The organism is Sphingomonas sp. R1 (assembly GCF_025960285.1).
Classification (GTDB): domain Bacteria; phylum Pseudomonadota; class Alphaproteobacteria; order Sphingomonadales; family Sphingomonadaceae; genus Sphingomonas.
The window spans coordinates 1,244,045-1,260,000 of the sequence record NZ_CP110111.1; the positions used below are offsets into that span (position 1 = coordinate 1,244,045).

Consider the following 15,956-nt stretch of genomic DNA (forward strand, 5'->3'; position numbering starts at 1 on the left):
TACATATCCGTTTTCTGGATCATCTTCGATCCACACAATAGATTTCTAAAATCGGCCCGCAGACGGCACAACAATCGCGAGCCCGGGAAGAGGCTCGGCTGTAGAGGAGAGGCCATGCGCCGATGCCCGTTGCGCCCCCCCTTGTCGGGGCTGTGTTCATCTGAGGGGGCTGCCTGATGCGCCGGCTGCGCATGGGGCTGATCGGGGGAGGACCGGGCGCGTTTATCGGCCCGGTACACCGCATTGCCGCGACCCTCGACAACGACATCGAACTGGTTGCCGGCGCCTTCAGCCGCGCACCCGAGAAGTCCCGGCAGGCCGGCAAGGCGTACGGCGTCGCGCCGGAGCGCAGCTATCCGAGCTGGGCCGCACTGATCGAGCAAGAGCGCGTGCGCCCGGACGGCATCGATTTCCTGACGATCGCGACCCCCAACGACACCCATCTGCCGATCGCCCGTGCCGCGCTCGCGGCGGGAATCGCGGTGATGAGCGACAAGCCGCCGACCGCCACCCTCGCCCAATCGCTGGAGCTGGCCGACGCCGTGCGCGGCGCCGAACGGCCCTACGCGCTGAGCTACACCTATAGCGGCTACCCGCTGGTGCGGCACGCCCGCGCACTGATCGCTGCTGGCGGCATCGGCACGGTGCGCAAGGTGATGGTCGAATATCTCCAGGGCTGGCTTGCCGCGCCGATCGAGCGCGCGGGCAACAAGCAGGCCGAGTGGCGCACCGATGCCGGCAAGTCCGGCGTGGGCGGCGCGATCGGCGATATCGGCGTCCATGCCTTCCACCTTGCCGAATTCGTCACCGGCCTGCCGGTCGAGGCGATCAATGCTGATCTCGCCGCGATCGTGCCCGGCCGCGCGCTCGACGACGATTGCAGCGTGCTGCTGCGCTTTACGGGCGGTGCGCGCGGGGTGCTGCTCGCGTCGCAGATCGCGATCGGCGAGGCCAACGGGCTGACGCTGCGCGTGTATGGCGACAAGGCCGCGATCGCGTGGCGGCAGGAGACGCCGAACCAGCTGCTGGTCCACCATCTGTCCGGCCGCACCGAGATCCTCACCGCGGGCGGCGCCGGATTGCTGCCGGCGGCGAGCGCCGTCACCCGGCTGCCGGCCGGGCATCCCGAAGGCTATCTCGAGGCCTTCGCCAATCTCTACCGCGACTTTGGCCGCCGCCTGCGCGGCAAGCCGGCGCCGGACCTACCGGGAATCGAGGAAGGCATCCGCTCGATGCGCTTTATCGAGCAGGCGGTGGCGGCGAGCCGCGACGAACGCGGCTGGGTGCCGCTTGAACCAGCGAGGGAATTCGCATGACCAGCATCGCCTCTCCTGTTCCGACTCCCGTTGCCGCCGCCGCGCCAATCCGCGGCGAGGCCGGCAAGGGCATCACGCTCATCGCTGCCCAGATCCTGCCGGTCATGGCGGTGGTCTCGCTGTTCCCGGCGATCCCGCGCCTGTTCGCCCAGTTCGGCGGCCATCCGCAGGCCGGGCTGCTGGTGCCGATGATCGTCACCATGCCGTCGCTCTGCGTCGCGCTCTTCGCACCCTTCGCCGGAGCGATTGCAGATCGGTTCGGCCGCCGCCCGAGCTTCCTGCTGGCGCTGGCCGTCTATGCCCTGGCCGGTCTCGCGCCGCTGGTGCTGAGCGACCTGTATCTGGTGGTGGCGAGCCGCGGCGTCCTTGGGCTCGCCGAAGCGGTGATCGTCACTAATTCAAGCGCGCTGATCGGCGACTATTTCGGATCGCAGCGCCATCGCTGGGTTTCCTGGGTGGGTGTCTCGATCTCGATCGCAGGCACCCTGCTGGTCGCGGCGGGCGGCGCGCTGGCCGACCTCAGCTGGCGCGGCCCCTTCGCCATCTACGCCCTCGCGATCCCCACGCTGCTGCTCGCGCTGCTTTACATCGACGAACCGGCGCGTCGCGACACCGGCAAGGCAGCGCCCCTCGGCTTTCCCTGGGGCCCGGCGCTGATCATCGGCGCGGTCACCATGGCGACCTCGATCCTCTATTATGTCGAGCCGCTCCACGTCGCGAGCGTGCTGATGGCGAAGGGCGTCGGCTCTTCGACCGCGGTCGGGCTGGTCCAGGCGTGTACCTCGCTCGCCTATATCGCCGGCGCATTCCTCTATCGGCGGATCCATGCCCAGCCGGTGGGCGTGTTGCTCGGTCTGGCCGGGATCCTCACCGCGATCGGCCTGACCATGATCGGCCTCGCCACCCACTATCCGCTGGCCGTGGCGGGCGCGGCGATCCAGCAGTTCGGATCGGGGCTGGTGATCCCGGCGCTGATGGCCTGGGGCCAGGCGATGCTGCCGCTCGAGCAGCGCGGCCGCGGCATGGGCATCTGGGCGACCGCTTTCTTCGCCGGGCTATTCGTCTGCCCGCCGCTGGTCGGCCTGGGCCAGGGCGCGGTCGGCAGCCTCGACCACGCGCTGCTGCTGTTCGCCGCGATCACCCTCGTGCTTTCCCTAGTCTCGGCGCTGTTCTTCCGCACCAGCGCCGCCCGCCACTGACGAGACCCCAGCTATGACCGACACGACCAAGAGCTTCGACTATATCGTGGTGGGCGCAGGCTCGGCGGGCTGCGTGCTCGCCGACCGGCTGAGCGCCGACGGCCACACGCGCGTGCTGCTGATCGAGGCCGGCGGCGACAACGAGACCGAACTGGTCAACATGCCGCGCGCCTTCATGAAAATGTTCGGCAATCCTACCTATTTCTGGCATTTCCCGATCACCGAGCAGGAAGGCCGCCCGTCCGGTGAGACCTGGTCCTATGGCCGCGGCCTGGGCGGTTCGAGCTCGACCAACGGCACTTGGTATCTGCGCGGCGAGCCCGCCGACTATGACGGCTGGGCGGCAATGGGCTTTCCGGACTGGCGCTGGGGCGAGATCCAGCGCTGCTTTCAGGCGATGGAGAGCTATCGCGGCCCCGGTGCCGGTGCCGGGCGCGGACACAACGGGCCGCTGCAGATCACCCGCCTGCCCTTCCGCTCGCCGGCGATCGGCGCGGCGATCGAGGCCGGCACGCAGCTGGGGCTGCGCGCGGTGGAGGACATCAACGCGCCGGAGGGTCCGCGCATCGGCTATACCCAGGCGACCGTTTCGCGCCGGGGCCGTCGCGCGTCCAGCTACCAGGCCTTTCTGAAGCCGGCGATGCGCCGCCCGAACCTCACCGTCCTGCTCGACACGCTGGTCGAGCGGGTGACGATCGCGAATGGCCGGGCCACCGGCGTGCAGGTCCGCACCGCCCAGGGCAGCCATTCCATCGCCGCGACGCGCGAGGTGATCCTCTCGGCCGGCGCACTGCAAAGCCCCAAGCTGCTCCAGCTTTCCGGCATCGGCCCCACCGAGGTGCTGGAAAGCGCGGGCGTACCGGTCGTCCAGCCGCTGGCGCAGGTCGGCCGCAATCTCGCCGACCATCTGATGTTCACCATGTCCTGGCGGCTGCACAAGGATCCGGGCGTCAACCGGGAGTTCTCGGGCTGGCGGCTGACCAGCCATGTGCTGCGCTATTACCTCACCCGCACCGGCATGATGGCCTATACCTCGCCCGAGGTGACCGCGCTGCTCTCGGTCGACTCGTCGCCCGAATGGCCGGACGCGCAGTTCGGCGTCGGCCCCTATTCGCTGCGCACCACCGAGGAGATCAAGGCCGATCCCGGCCGCGGCGCGCTGGAGGACCAGCCCGGCATCAGCGTAAACGGTATCGCCCTCCGCCCGAAAAGCCGCGGCACCGTCGCGATCCGCTCGGCGGACGTTGCCGATCCAATCGACGTGCATGCCAATTGGTGGGGCGATCCCGCCGACAAGGCCTTCCTCGTCAAGATGGTTCGCCTCGCCCGCCGCTACATGCGCCAGCCCGCGCTGAAGGACTTTGTCGGCGAGGAGCGGGTGCCGGGCGAGCGCTTCCAGAGCGATGAGGATATCGCCAAGCAGATGGAGTGGCTGGCCAGCCCGGGTCTCCACTCCACCGGCACCTGCCGGATGGGGTCGCCCGAGACCGGCGTGGTGGACGGCCGCCTGCGCGTCCACGGCATCCAGGGTCTGCGGGTCGCCGACTGTTCGGTGATGCCGGTCCAGCCCGCGGGCAACACCAACGGTCCGGCAATGGTGATCGGCTGGCGTGCCGCCGAACTGATCCTGGAAGACAATGCCCGCTGATCCGGTGATTGCAGCACCCGCAATCCATCGATAGCATCGATAGAAAGGGCCAAAAAGCGCCCGCCGGAGAGGAATACGATGCGGTTCAAGGGCCTGGATCTGAACCTGTTGGGCGCGCTCGACGTGCTGCTCGATACGCGCAGCGTCTCCGCGGCGGCCCGGCAGATGAATCTCAGCCAGCCGGCGATGAGCGCGGCGCTCACCCGGTTGCGCGACTTTTTCGGCGACGAGTTGCTCGTGGCACAGGGTAAGCGCATGTACCCCACCGCCTATGCCGAGGCGCTGGTGCCGCAGGTGCGCGAATGCCTGCATGCCGTGGAATCGATGCTGGTCACCTCGGGCCGGTTCGATCCCGCCACCAGCCAGCGCCGCTTCCGGCTCATTCTCTCCGATTATGTGATGACCGCGGTCCTCGCGCCGGCGTTGCAGACGCTGGCGGCCACCGCCCCCGGCATCCGGCTGGAGATCACGCTGCCGAGCCCGGATACGGGCATCGAGCTGCGCGAGGGCCGCGCCGACCTGTTCGTCGCCCCCGAGCAATTCATCTTCGCCGATCATCCGAGCGAGTTGCTGTGCGAGGAACGCTATGTCGTGGTCGGCTGGGCGGAGAACCCGCTGTTCGAGGATGTGCTGACGCTGGAAGATTTCAGCAATGCCGGCCATGTGGTGGTGCGGTTCGGCGGCCCGCGCGACCTGTCCTTCGCCGATCGCCAGGTCCGCCTGCTGGGGATCGAGCGGCGGATCGAGGTGGAGGCGCCGTCCTTCACCACCCTGCCCTGGCTGCTGGTCGGCTCGCAGCGGCTGGCGCTGATGCAGGAGCGGCTGGCGCAGCGCGTCGTCCCCGCCCTGCCGCTGCGGACCGCGCCGATCCCCTTCCCGTTCCAGCCGATGCGCGAGATGATCCAGTATCACAGCAGCCGGAAGAACGACGAGGGCCTCCGCTGGATGATCGAGCGGCTGCGCGAACCGGCCGTGCTGATGTAACGCGCGCGCCCTCAAGGCGTGGTGAGGATCCGCACTGGCCCGATCAGCCCGGATTCGCGCAGCGGCGCATCCGGGCGGTACACATCCCCAGGCCCGCCCTTGGCCGCGCCGATCAGATGGTTCACCCATAGATTGGCGACCTCCACCTCAACGCGGTTCCAACCTGCGCGCAGCATACCCGTTACGTCGACCCGGAAGGGCGGCTTCCAGGAGATGCCCGCATCCACGCCGTTGATCCGCACCCGCGCGACCTCGCGCACCTCGCCCAGGTCGAGCATCAACCTGGCACTGGTCGCCAGCGCAGCGGGCACGTCGAGCGTGCGACGGTAGACGGCGACGCCGGAGAAATGACGGAGCGCCGGCGCGTCTGCCTTGGTCCAGGAGCCCGTCGAAAGCGGCAACGTGCCGACACCCGGGAACGTCACCTCCCAGCTGCCGTCGATCGCAAGTGCCTGCTCCCATCGGCGCTCGGGCACCGAAGCAGCGACATCCGTCGTCGCGCGGCGGAACACGACGAAGACGGATCCGGTTGCTTCCAGCGCAAGCGGGACGAAGGTGCGACCGTCTTCCATCCGATAGCCGGTAGGCCGGATCTCGCCCGTGTCCGCGAACCATAGTTCCGGAACCAAGCCCGTGACGCGGAACGCCATCTCGCCCTGGACGGGCGTGGCGCCATGGTTGGCGACAAACCAGAGATGGCCGGCGCCGAGCTGACGATGACTGACGCCCAGTTCAGTATCTGCAACGCCCGGCATCTCCCAGTCGCGCCGCATACCCTTGGCCTCGAGCGCTGCCGCACGATCGGTCCAGACATGGCCGGCTCCCTGCCCTCCCCAAAGGCGGCCGATGATAGCGGCAACCCGGCCGGGATCATCGGCCAGGCTGGGCGAAGCCTTGGGACGCGGGCCCACCACCGTGGCCCCATGATCGACAAGTGCGGCGATCCGCTCCAGCACGGCCAGCGTCATGCCGCTTTCGCTGTCGCCGCCCAGTTCGAGCAGCGCATAGCGGGCACCGCCCTGCGTTTGCAGCGTGCCGTCCGGCGCCACCGACAACCCGTCCAGCACAACGTCTCGGCTTACAAAGTCGAAGCCATAGCCTTCGGGAACCGGCACCGGCGTCTCGCCATAGAGCCCGGTGATCGGCGCTTCTTCGCCCGCGAAATAGGCGATATCCGCCACCGGCCTGCCCTGCTGAAGCAGATAGGAGGCGCGCGCGAGATAGTCGGTCCAGCCGCGCGCCATCTCGGCCCAAGTCTCATGCCGGCTGAAATACTGGCCGAGCAGCGGCGCCAGCGACAGGCCGGGCCTGTCCTCGGTCGGCTGGTGCGGCGAGGTGTGGATCATGATCCGGTTGACGCCCAGCGCGAAGGCCCAGTCGGCGGTCGCCTTGAGGTCCCGCGGTGCAAATCCCCAGGGGCTGCCGAACGCCGTGAAGGTCTCCGCCGCGACCAGCGGCTTGCCGGCGACGTGCGCGACCGAGGCGGCACCCTGCAGATCGGCAACGAAGGTCTGCCGCGGCGCGGCGCCGGGCGGCACGGTCCAGATCGCCCCCATCGGCACGTCCGCCGCCGCGCGCATCGCCAGATCGTCCCCCAGTTGCGGGCGATGATCCTCCAGTGCCTCGGCATAATAGGTCATGCCCCGCGCCCGCGCCGCCGCCGCCAGCGCGCCATAATGATTGCGGGCGAGCAGCTCGGCGATGGTCTGGCGAAAATCCCAGAGGAAGCGGTCCGTCTTCTCGGCGCTCTCCACGATACGGCCGGTCAGCGCCGGCAGCCACGGCACCGGATCATAGCCGCGCGCCTGGCGGAAGGCGTCGATCATCGCCGGCGTCCAGTTCTGTGGGCCAGCCTCGATGCTGTCGCTGAGCAACGCCGCAAGCCGCGCAGCCCCTACCGCCTGCCCATAGGTATCGAGATAGGTCTGCGCGTAGCCGCGCACCGCATCGGCATCGAGCTTGTCGACTTCCAGCCCAGTCGCCTCCGCAGGCGCGGGGCCGTTCTGCTGGCCGGTCAGGGCATAGCCGAACCGGAGGATCGTCCAGTGGCCCGGCGGCGGTCGCCAGTCGAGCGTGCCGTCCGGTCGGAGGCGCCGGGTGAGGTCGGTCACCTTGGCCTTCACGATCGGTGCATCCGCGGCACGCCCGTCCGTGGGCATCGCCGCATAGCGCTCCGCCGCCGCAAATCCCGCTTTCTCGGCGGCATGCTCCACCCGGCCATGCGCGAACAGCGCGAATTCGGAGAGGGCGACGCTGACGGGTGGAGACGGCGCCGGCAACGGCGTGACGCCGGGTGCCACCGGCGGCCCGCCGGCATCCGCCGGGATCGTCAGCCGCACCCGGAAATAGCGGGCGTGGACGGGAGGAAAGGCGGCGGTGCGCACCTGCGCCCCGCCCGCCGGAAGCGCAGCGACGCGGCGATAGTTGCGCCCGTCGTCGCTCGCCTCCAGCACCGCATCGGCCGGCGGCGGCGCGCCGAAGCCGCGACGCCCCGGCAAACCGAGCGTCACCGCGCGCGCCGTGACGCTGCGCCCGAAGTCCTGCACGAGCAACGCCTCGCGCGTGCCGGATGCCAAAGGCACCGCGATGGAGGCACCAAAGGTGCCATCGGACAGCAGCGCCGGGCGCACCGCGCTGCCCGTCGACCGCGCCGCGAGGGGCCGCAGCCGATCCTCGGTCTCGGGCAGCGCGAGTACCCGGACGTCGCGGTAGAACGGTGCGACCGCCGCTGCGCCGGCGATGTCCTGATAGGGTCCGGCAACGGCCGGCGGCAACGCCAGCCGGCGATGGAAAGCGCGACCGCCGACAATCCGCGTCTCGCTCCACACCAGTTTCTTCATCGCCTGGTCGGGCGTCACGAACGGCGCGCCACTGCTGCTCCAGCCGGGAGACGAGGCGATGCCGAAGCGCAGCCCCAGCCGGGCCGCACGATCGGCACTGCGACGCAGCGCGGCAGCCCATCCCGCGCTGCCCCATGCCAGGCGATCGGGCACGGTCTGTGGCGTGGCGAGGTTCCCCTCGAACAGCTGCACCCCACCGATGCCCGCCCGCACCATCCATTCGAGGTCGCGCTCGGCGCCATCGGCGGTGACGTTGCCGTTCATCCAGTGCCACCAGACAAAGGGCCTGGCTTCCGTCGGCGGCGTGCGAAACCCGGCCGCCAATGGGTCCGCCTGCTGTTGGGCGACAGCAAGGCCTGGCGCCAGCATCACGCTGGCCACGGTGCTGGTCAGCGCCGCCTTCGCACGCAACTTCAGTTCCACGGTCGCGACATCCCTCTCCGACGCGTTGTGCGCCTTGCAGGGACTGTCTGCCATTGGCTGCATCGTCAGGAAAATCGATGCTGTCGATCCGGCTTATCCATGGCGTGGATCCATGGCTGCGACCGTCGCTTACAGGACGATGGTCGCCTCCCGCGCGTCGCGCATCGGCACAGGCCGGAACTGCGGCGGAAAATAGGGGTGCCGCATCCAGAGGATGGTCTCCACCTGATGGACCCCCGGCACGAGCCCGCCCGGTCGATCGATCAGCACGTCGATCGTCTCGCCCACCGGCCAGCGGGTTTCAGTCTCGCCATCCAGATCGGCCAGACCGTACGTTCGCCCCCGGAAGAGGATGCGATTGTCGGCAGCGGCGAAACGCTCGCCATCCACCACCACGTCGACGCCTTCGATCAGCGAAAGGCGCATGCCGCGATAATTGGGCTGGCGCAGGCGCAGTCGAAAGCCGGTGCGCGCACCTTCCGGCCCCAGGTTCGAGAAACCGCTGCTCTGGATCGTGCTGCGTTCAAGCATGGGCCTGCTCCCCGTTGCTGGTCCGCGCGTCAAAGGCGCGCTCGAGGTTGCGGATCAGCGCATGCTGCCGCCGGACCTGCTCGATCGCGATCCAGGGGTCCCGCACGCCTTCATATTCGCTGGACAGCCAGCCCCTGTAGTCGAGCTTCTTCAGCATCGGCACAACTCGCTCCCACGGGATGTGGTGGTCGTGCAGCTGCGCGTCGATATGATGGAACTTGGCCTGGATGAACACGACATGGTCGATCACCTCGGCAAGGTGCTCCACCGGCACCTTGATGCCGTTAAGGAAGCTCATTGCATTTTCGCGCATCTCGGGCGTCTCGCCGGGCCAATAGGGCAACGGTCGATCCTGGAAGATGCCGGTATCGATCAGCAGCCCGAAATGCTTGGTGCCGGTGCGCTGGATGAAATCGACATAGCCCTCCACTACCGGATGGCGGATCGGCGTCGGCGCGTGGATCTCCGGGCAGATCACCACGTCGAGCCTAGCAGCGAGGTCGAGCACGCGCTCCACCGCAGCCTCCCAGATCGGATGCGGGGTCAGTTCGTCGTCTATCACCCCGAACTTGGGCCGCACGAAGCGGAAGCCGAGCCGGTGCGCGAGCTGCAGGTCACGGGCCAGCGTGGCGCTTGCCTCCTCCGCCGTCAGCACCCGCTGCTTCTGCACACAGGTATCGACCCAGCAGCCATAGTTGGTGGGTTGCAGACCGAAGCGCTCGACCAACGCGAACCAACGATCGAACCAGCCGGCTGGCGGCTCGGGATAGTGGGCGAGATGGGTTTCGCCGAGGATCTCGATCCCCGCCGCCCCCGCCTCGGCGACATGGTAGAAGGCATCGTCCAGCGTCAGCACGGTGCCGAAGTCATCGGTATAGCTGTAGAGCGATACGCCATATTGGAACGTCATACTGCAGCCTCCGAGCGCCGGTGCATGGGGACATAGGGTTCCGCGTCCTCGATCTCGGCCAGCTGCGCGACGATATGCGCGGGCATGTCGTCGCCGACCATCTTCTGCAGGAAGGGGGTGTGATCGAACACCAGATCACGGATCGGCCGCATCGGGGCGGGCAGGTGATGGAACATGCGGCCCGTGTGATAGGCACCCTGCGTCACCTGCGCGGTGTGCGGCTTGCGGCGATCCTCGTACCGCTGGAGCGCGCCCTGCACCGCCGCAGTGTCGGCGATATCCACCGCCGCCAGTTCGCGGGCGAGGAAATAGCCGTCCTCGATCGACATGCCCGCACCATAGGCGGCATAGGGCGAGGTGGGATGCGCGGCATCGCCAACCAGCGTTACCCTGCCCTTCGACCATTGCGGCAACGGCGGCCGATCGCGGATCTCCCAGCGCTGCAGATGGGCGAGCGGGGTCGCGGCAATCAGTTCCTGCACCTTGGCCGGGAAGCGCTTCGCCCGTTCCCGGCAGAAGCCGAGCAGATCGGCGGGCGGCGGTGCGTCGGGATCGCACGCATCCAGCACCCACCATTCATAGCCCGATTTGCCCTCGTGGCGGATCGGAGTGTAGCTCACCTGCGTCGTGCGGTCGTGCGACAGCACGCCGATGCCGTCGAGCGCGTCGTTCACAAAAAGATAGCCCCCGACGAGGTGGAGCCGCTGGTGCCGGATCGGTTGCTCGCCCCAGAGCTGCTGGCGCACCAGTGACCGGATGCCATCGGCACCGATCACTACGTCAGCCTCGGCGGTGGCGCCGTTGGCGAAGTCGAGGCGGACGGAATTGCCGTGATCCGTCATCGTTCGCAGTTCATGTCCCAGCACGAGGACGCCAGGCGGCAAGGCCGCCAGCATTCGCTGGTACAATCCCCAGCGCAGCAGTCCGATAAAGCCGCCGCCATATTCCTGCACCACCGCCTCCGGCAGGTTCACCACCGCGCGGTTCTTGCCCTTGGCGCTGCGGAAGAACACCTGGCACGGGGCGCCGAGATCCTCGGTGTCGACGCCGATCAGCTTGAGGACCTTCTGGGGCGGCGGCCACAAGTTCAGGATATTGCCGGCGGCTTTCACCTCGCCCGAACGCTCGTACAAAGTCACCTCGAACCCGACGCGGATCGCCGCCAGCGCGGCCGCCATGCCGCCCGGGCCAGCACCTATTACCGCAATACGCCCGGATGCCATCGACCTGCTCCTCATCCTCGTGGCGGGCGTCTAAGCGCCGCCGATCTGATTCGTGATTAGATTGGCATTTAAACAGCAATCAGATTATTGGCAAGTTGAGGTCGCTGGCTTAAGGGGAGCCAGGAGATCCTGAAAACCATGTCCGCCGACCTCACCGAGCGACGCCCCTATCATCGCGAAGATCTGCGCCGGGAATTGCTTGAAGCAGCACTGGGCTATGTGCGCGACCATGGCCATCATGGCCTTTCGGTACGGACGCTGGCACAGGCGGTGGGTGTGTCGCCGGGCGCGCCCTATCACCACTTCAAGGACCGCCGAGACCTGTTGCTGGCGATCGCGCTTCATGGCTATTCGGAACTTGGCGCGGCGGCGACGAGGGCGTCGTCTTCGCGCGCAACTGCCAAGGAGAAGCTGCTGGCACTCTGCCTCTCCTTCATCGCTTTCGCGCAGGCCAATCCACGACTTCTCCAACTGATGTACGAAAGCGAATTGACCAGCCCAATGGCGGATCCGGCTTTGCTGGCACACCAGCATGCAGGTCGCTATGCACTTCAGGCGCAGCTGGATGCGGCGTTGCCATCGCTGTCGGAAGACGCGCGGACGCTGCGACTTCTAGCCCTGTGGTCAACGGTCTACGGCTTTGCTGCGCTCCGCAACAAGCATCTGATCGATCCGTTCGAGCCTGCCGACAGCACCCCGGATGCAGTCGCGCGCGGCACGATGATCCTCGCGGTCGAGGCTGCCGTCAGCCTCCCGACGACTTGAGGTGACCTGCTCCCCAGAAATCATGCCATTGGTAAGTTAGCTCGTCAGCTGGAGACGAGTGATGCGGCGAAGCCGATTAGCGAGGATCAGATCATTGGCGCGCTGCGGGAGCATGAGGCTAGCGTGAAGACCGCCGACCTGTGCCGGAAGCACGGGATCAGCGATGCGACCTTTTACATCTGGAAGTCGAGATATGGCGGCCTGACGGTTTCTGGCGCCGCGCGGTTGCGGGCGCTGGAAGACGAGAGCCGGCGGCTGAAGAAGCTTCTGGCGGAGTCGATGCTCGACGTGTCGGCGCTGAAGGATCTGTTGGCAAAAAAACGGATGCGGCCTGTGGAGCGCTACGCTGCGGTGGAGAAGCGGATGGCCGATCACGGTTTCTCCGAGCGTCGTGCCTGCAGGCTGGTCGGGGTCAATCCGCCGGCGTGGCAATATGAGCCGCTTCGCGGGAAGGACGATGCTGTCCGCGAGCGGATGCGCGAGATCGCGGACGAGCGTCGACGGTTCGGCTACCTGAAGAAGGTGTACCGGCTGTATCGCGAGGAGCGGCTGACAGTGCGCAAGCGTGGCGGCCGCAAGCGGGTGCTCGGCACGCGGGCACCGATGGCGATTCCGCACGAATCCAACCAGCGCTGGTCGCTCGACAACGCGCTCGGACGCATTGGCCTGCGGCCGGCGGTTCCGCATGCTGAACGTCATCGACGATTACAGCCGCGAATGCCTGGCCTGTATCGTCGACACGTCGCTGTCGGGCCGGCGGGTCGGTCGTGAACTGAGTGCCATCGCCGAACGTTGCGGGCTGCCGTGCATGGTGTTCAGCGACAACGGTACCGAACTGACCAGTCACGCCATCCTCGCCTGGTGTCAGGATATGGGGTCGAGTGGCATTACATCGCGCCGGGCAAGCCGCAGCGGAACGGCTTCGTCGGAAGCTTTAATCGTCGCTTGCGCGACGAGTGCCTGAACGAGCACCTGCTCCCGTCGCTGGCAGCACCAAGACGGATCATCGAGGCATGGCGGACGGACTACAACACCGTGCGTCCGCACAGCAGCCTTGGGGGGTTGGCGCCCGCCGAGTTTACGAGCCGCCCCCGCCAAGGGAATAAGGACAACCGAGCTAAGTTATCCGCGGCCTGAAAACGGGGAGCAGGTCAGGGCGTAAGCCCTAAAAAACGCGCATAAAAAAACCGCCTCAGGAAGTCCTGAAGCGGTTTGTATGTCGGTGTTTGGTTGCGGGGGCAGGATTTGAACCTGCGGCCTTCAGGTTATGAGCCTGACGAGCTACCGGGCTGCTCCACCCCGCGCCAAAACTGGTGCCCTTAGGAGGGCGAACGGGGGACATGTGAATGGGTTTTGGTTTCCGTACCTTTGCCGACACCGGCTTCAATGCCTGGCGGCGACCTACTCTTCCATTGCTTGAGCAATAGTACCATCGGCGCTGTCTGGTTTCACGGCCGAGTTCGGGATGGGATCGGGTGGGTCACAGACGCTATGGCCACCAAGCAATGAAGCCGGTGTGGGCGAAGGGGGAAATTGGGTTTCAAATCGTGCACTGTCAAAGGCTGGAATGTTCATCCACCCTGCATTGCGACAACCCAGGGTTGTCGATGGGGGTGTGAAACTCTCAAGCGCGAAAAGAGCAATTAGTATCGGTTAGCTCCACGCGTTACCGCGCTTCCACATCCGATCTATCAAGGTCGTGGTCTTCGACCGCTCTATGAAATCTTATCTCGAGGGAGGCTTCCCGCTTAGATGCTTTCAGCGGTTATCCCGTCCATACATAGCTACCCAGCTGCGCTCTTGGCAGAACGACTGGTACACCAGAGGTATGTTCAACCCGGTCCTCTCGTACTAGGGTCAACTCCTCTCAAATTTCGACGCCCACGGCAGATAGGGACCAAACTGTCTCGCGACGTTCTGAACCCAGCTCACGTACCACTTTAATTGGCGAACAGCCAAACCCTTGGGACCTGCTCCAGCCCCAGGATGTGATGAGCCGACATCGAGGTGCCAAACAACCCCGTCGATATGAGCTCTTGGGGGTTATCAGCCTGTTATCCCCGGCGTACCTTTTATCCGTTGAGCGATGGCCCTTCCACGAGGGACCACCGGATCACTATGACCGACTTTCGTCTCTGCTCGACTTGTCAGTCTCGCAGTCAGGCTGGCTTATGCCATTGCACTCTAACAGCCGGTTTCCAACCGGCCTGAGCCAACCTTCGCGCGCCTCCGTTACTCTTTAGGAGGCGACCGCCCCAGTCAAACTACCCGCCACAGAGGGTCCCTGTACCGGATGACGGTACGAGGTTAGACAGTAAAGAACAACAGGGTGGTATTTCACTTGGTGGCTCCACACCAGCTGGCGCCGGTGCTTCAAAGCCTCCCACCTATTCTACACAGTTGTTCTCCACTGCCACTCTGAAGCTGCAGTAAAGGTGCACGGGGTCTTTCCGTCTAACCGCGGGTACTCCGCATCTTCACGGAGAATTCAATTTCGCTGAGCATGTCCTGGAGACAGTGGGGAAGTCGTTACGCCATTCGTGCAGGTCGGAACTTACCCGACAAGGAATTTCGCTACCTTAGGACCGTTATAGTTACGGCCGCCGTTTACCTGGGCTTCATTTCGGAGCTTGCACTCCTCCACTTAACCTTCAGGCACCGGGCAGGCGTCAGGCCCTATACGTCGTCTTGAAGCCGACTTAGCAGAGCCCTGTGTTTTTGCTAAACAGTCGCTACCCCCTGGCCTGTGCCCCCAGCAAGAGCTTGCGCTTATGCTGGGCCTCCTTCTTCCGAAGGTACGGAGGCAATTTGCCGAGTTCCTTCAGGACACTTCTCTCAAGCGCCTTGGTATACTCTACCTGACCACCTGTGTCGGTTTCGGGTACGGTCTATACGGTGGGGCTATTTCCCGGGACTGCTTCGAAGCCAGCTCAATCCGTTAAGAGCTGACAACACACGCAATCCGTCACACACCACCAGGCCCACGAATATTAACGTGGTTCCCATCGACTACCCCCTTCGGGCTCGTCTTAGGGGCCGGCTCACCCTGCGCGGATTAGCCTTGCGCAGGAACCCTTGGTCTTTCGGCGAGAGGGCATCTCACCCTCTTTATCGCTACTCATGTCTGCATTCGCACTTCCGATACCTCCATGGTCGGTTACCCTTCCACTTCACAGGCTTACGGAACGCTCCGCTACCGCGTGCATTGCTGCACACCCTAAGCTTCGGTGCACGTCTTGAGCCCCGTTACATCTTCGCCGCAGGAACCCTTGTTTAGACCAGTGAGCTGTTACGCTTTCTTTAAAGGATGGCTGCTTCTAAGCCAACCTCCTGGTTGTTTTGGGATTCCCACATGCTTTCCCACTTAGACGTGACTTGGGGACCTTAGCTGTAGGTCAGGGCTGTTTCCCTTTTGACGACGGACCTTAGCACCCGCCGTCTGTCTCCCGGATATCACTCCTAGGTATTCGGAGTTTGGTTAGAGTTGGTAGATCTCGCGACCCCCGCATCCATCCAGTGCTCTACCCCCTAGGGTGTTCATCCGAGGCACTACCTCAATAGTTTTCGCGGAGAACCAGCTATTTCCCGGCTTGATTGGCCTTTCACCCCTAAGCACAACTCATCCGGTAACTTTTCAACGTTAATCGGTTCGGACCTCCAGTGCGTGTTACCGCACCTTCATCCTGGTCATGCATAGATCGCCGGGTTTCGGGTCTAATGCATCAAACTCAGTCGCCCTATTCAGACTCGCTTTCGCTGCGCCTACACCTATCGGCTTAAGCTTGCTTGATACATTAAGTCACAGACCCATTATGCAAGAGGTACGCTGTCAGGCCTCAAGGACCCTCCAACTGCTTGTAGGCATTCGGTTTCAGGTACTGTTTCACTCCCCTCATCGGGGTGCTTTTCACCTTTCCCTCACGGTACTAGTTCGCTATCGGTCATGTACGAGTATTTAGGCTTGGAGGGTGGTCCCCCCATGTTCAGACAGGATTTCACGTGTCCCGCCCTACTCGAGTCCTGATACATCACTTTCGCATACGGGGCTGTCACCCGCTATGGCGCTACTTTCCAGAAGCTTCTGCTAGTTGAATATCAGGCACTGGCCTGGTCCGCG

At 65.3% G+C, this 15,956-nt stretch carries 9 protein-coding genes, 1 tRNA gene, 2 rRNA genes and 1 pseudogene (1 of these 13 cut by a window edge); 6 read left to right on the top strand and 7 right to left on the bottom strand.

Annotation, left to right across the window (positions count from 1 at the left end; genetic code table 11):
* Window positions 1-176 precede the first annotated feature (176 nt).
* The 4 genes from OIM94_RS05935 (at window position 177) to OIM94_RS05950 (ending at window position 5,147) form a co-directional block, all read left to right on the top strand.
* Window positions 177-1,316, top strand: coding sequence for a Gfo/Idh/MocA family protein (locus OIM94_RS05935; RefSeq protein ID WP_264609175.1), 1,140 nt, complete (start codon window positions 177-179; stop codon window positions 1,314-1,316).
* A complete protein-coding gene (locus OIM94_RS05940; protein ID WP_264609176.1) occupies window positions 1,313-2,515 on the top strand; it encodes an MFS transporter in 1,203 nt (400 codons plus the stop codon). The genes OIM94_RS05935 and OIM94_RS05940 overlap by 4 nt, the downstream gene beginning before the upstream one ends.
* A gap of 13 nt (window positions 2,516-2,528) precedes the next feature.
* Window positions 2,529-4,163 carry a GMC family oxidoreductase gene (locus OIM94_RS05945; RefSeq protein WP_264609177.1) on the top strand — a complete coding sequence of 545 codons (1,635 nt, stop codon included), beginning with the start codon at window positions 2,529-2,531 and terminating at the stop codon, window positions 4,161-4,163.
* 78 nt (window positions 4,164-4,241) lie between these two features.
* The gene (locus OIM94_RS05950) at window positions 4,242-5,147 is read left to right on the top strand and encodes a LysR family transcriptional regulator (RefSeq protein ID WP_264609178.1); all 906 of its coding nucleotides are present in this window, start codon (window positions 4,242-4,244) and stop codon (window positions 5,145-5,147) included.
* 11 nt (window positions 5,148-5,158) lie between these two features.
* Here OIM94_RS05950 and OIM94_RS05955 read toward each other — a convergent pair whose 3' ends face one another.
* The 4 genes from OIM94_RS05955 to OIM94_RS05970 all read right to left on the bottom strand — a co-directional run bounded on the left by OIM94_RS05955 (window position 5,159) and on the right by OIM94_RS05970 (window position 11,029).
* Entirely contained in the window at window positions 5,159-8,410 is a 3,252-nt protein-coding gene (locus tag OIM94_RS05955) for a glycosyl hydrolase (protein WP_264609179.1), read from the bottom strand.
* A 129-nt stretch (window positions 8,411-8,539) separates the two neighbouring features.
* Window positions 8,540-8,941: a DUF6379 domain-containing protein gene (locus OIM94_RS05960; protein ID WP_264609180.1), complete on the bottom strand. Its 402-nt coding sequence runs from the start codon at window positions 8,939-8,941 to the stop codon at window positions 8,540-8,542.
* Window positions 8,934-9,851, bottom strand: a complete 918-nt coding sequence (locus OIM94_RS05965; protein ID WP_264609181.1) for a sugar phosphate isomerase/epimerase family protein — start codon at window positions 9,849-9,851, stop codon at window positions 8,934-8,936. Before OIM94_RS05965 ends, OIM94_RS05960 begins: the two co-directional genes overlap by 8 nt.
* The gene (locus OIM94_RS05970) at window positions 9,848-11,029 is read right to left on the bottom strand and encodes an FAD-dependent oxidoreductase (protein WP_264609182.1); all 1,182 of its coding nucleotides are present in this window, start codon (window positions 11,027-11,029) and stop codon (window positions 9,848-9,850) included. Before OIM94_RS05970 ends, OIM94_RS05965 begins: the two co-directional genes overlap by 4 nt.
* A gap of 183 nt (window positions 11,030-11,212) precedes the next feature.
* Here OIM94_RS05970 and OIM94_RS05975 point away from each other — a divergent pair, with 183 nt between their 5' ends.
* Together OIM94_RS05975 and OIM94_RS05980 are read left to right on the top strand one after the other, a co-directional pair.
* Entirely contained in the window at window positions 11,213-11,839 is a 627-nt protein-coding gene (locus tag OIM94_RS05975) for a TetR/AcrR family transcriptional regulator (protein WP_264609183.1), read from the top strand.
* A gap of 61 nt (window positions 11,840-11,900) precedes the next feature.
* A pseudogene (locus OIM94_RS05980) lies at window positions 11,901-12,976 on the top strand (IS3 family transposase).
* Between the two features lie 90 nt (window positions 12,977-13,066).
* On the opposite strand, the gene OIM94_RS05985 reads toward OIM94_RS05980, so the two are convergent.
* The 3 genes from OIM94_RS05985 to OIM94_RS05995 all read right to left on the bottom strand — a co-directional run.
* Window positions 13,067-13,143, bottom strand: a tRNA-Met gene (locus OIM94_RS05985).
* Between the two features lie 84 nt (window positions 13,144-13,227).
* A 5S ribosomal RNA gene (gene rrf, locus OIM94_RS05990) occupies window positions 13,228-13,342 on the bottom strand.
* Between the two features lie 120 nt (window positions 13,343-13,462).
* Window positions 13,463-15,956, bottom strand: a 23S ribosomal RNA gene (locus OIM94_RS05995) (it continues 298 nt past the right edge of the window).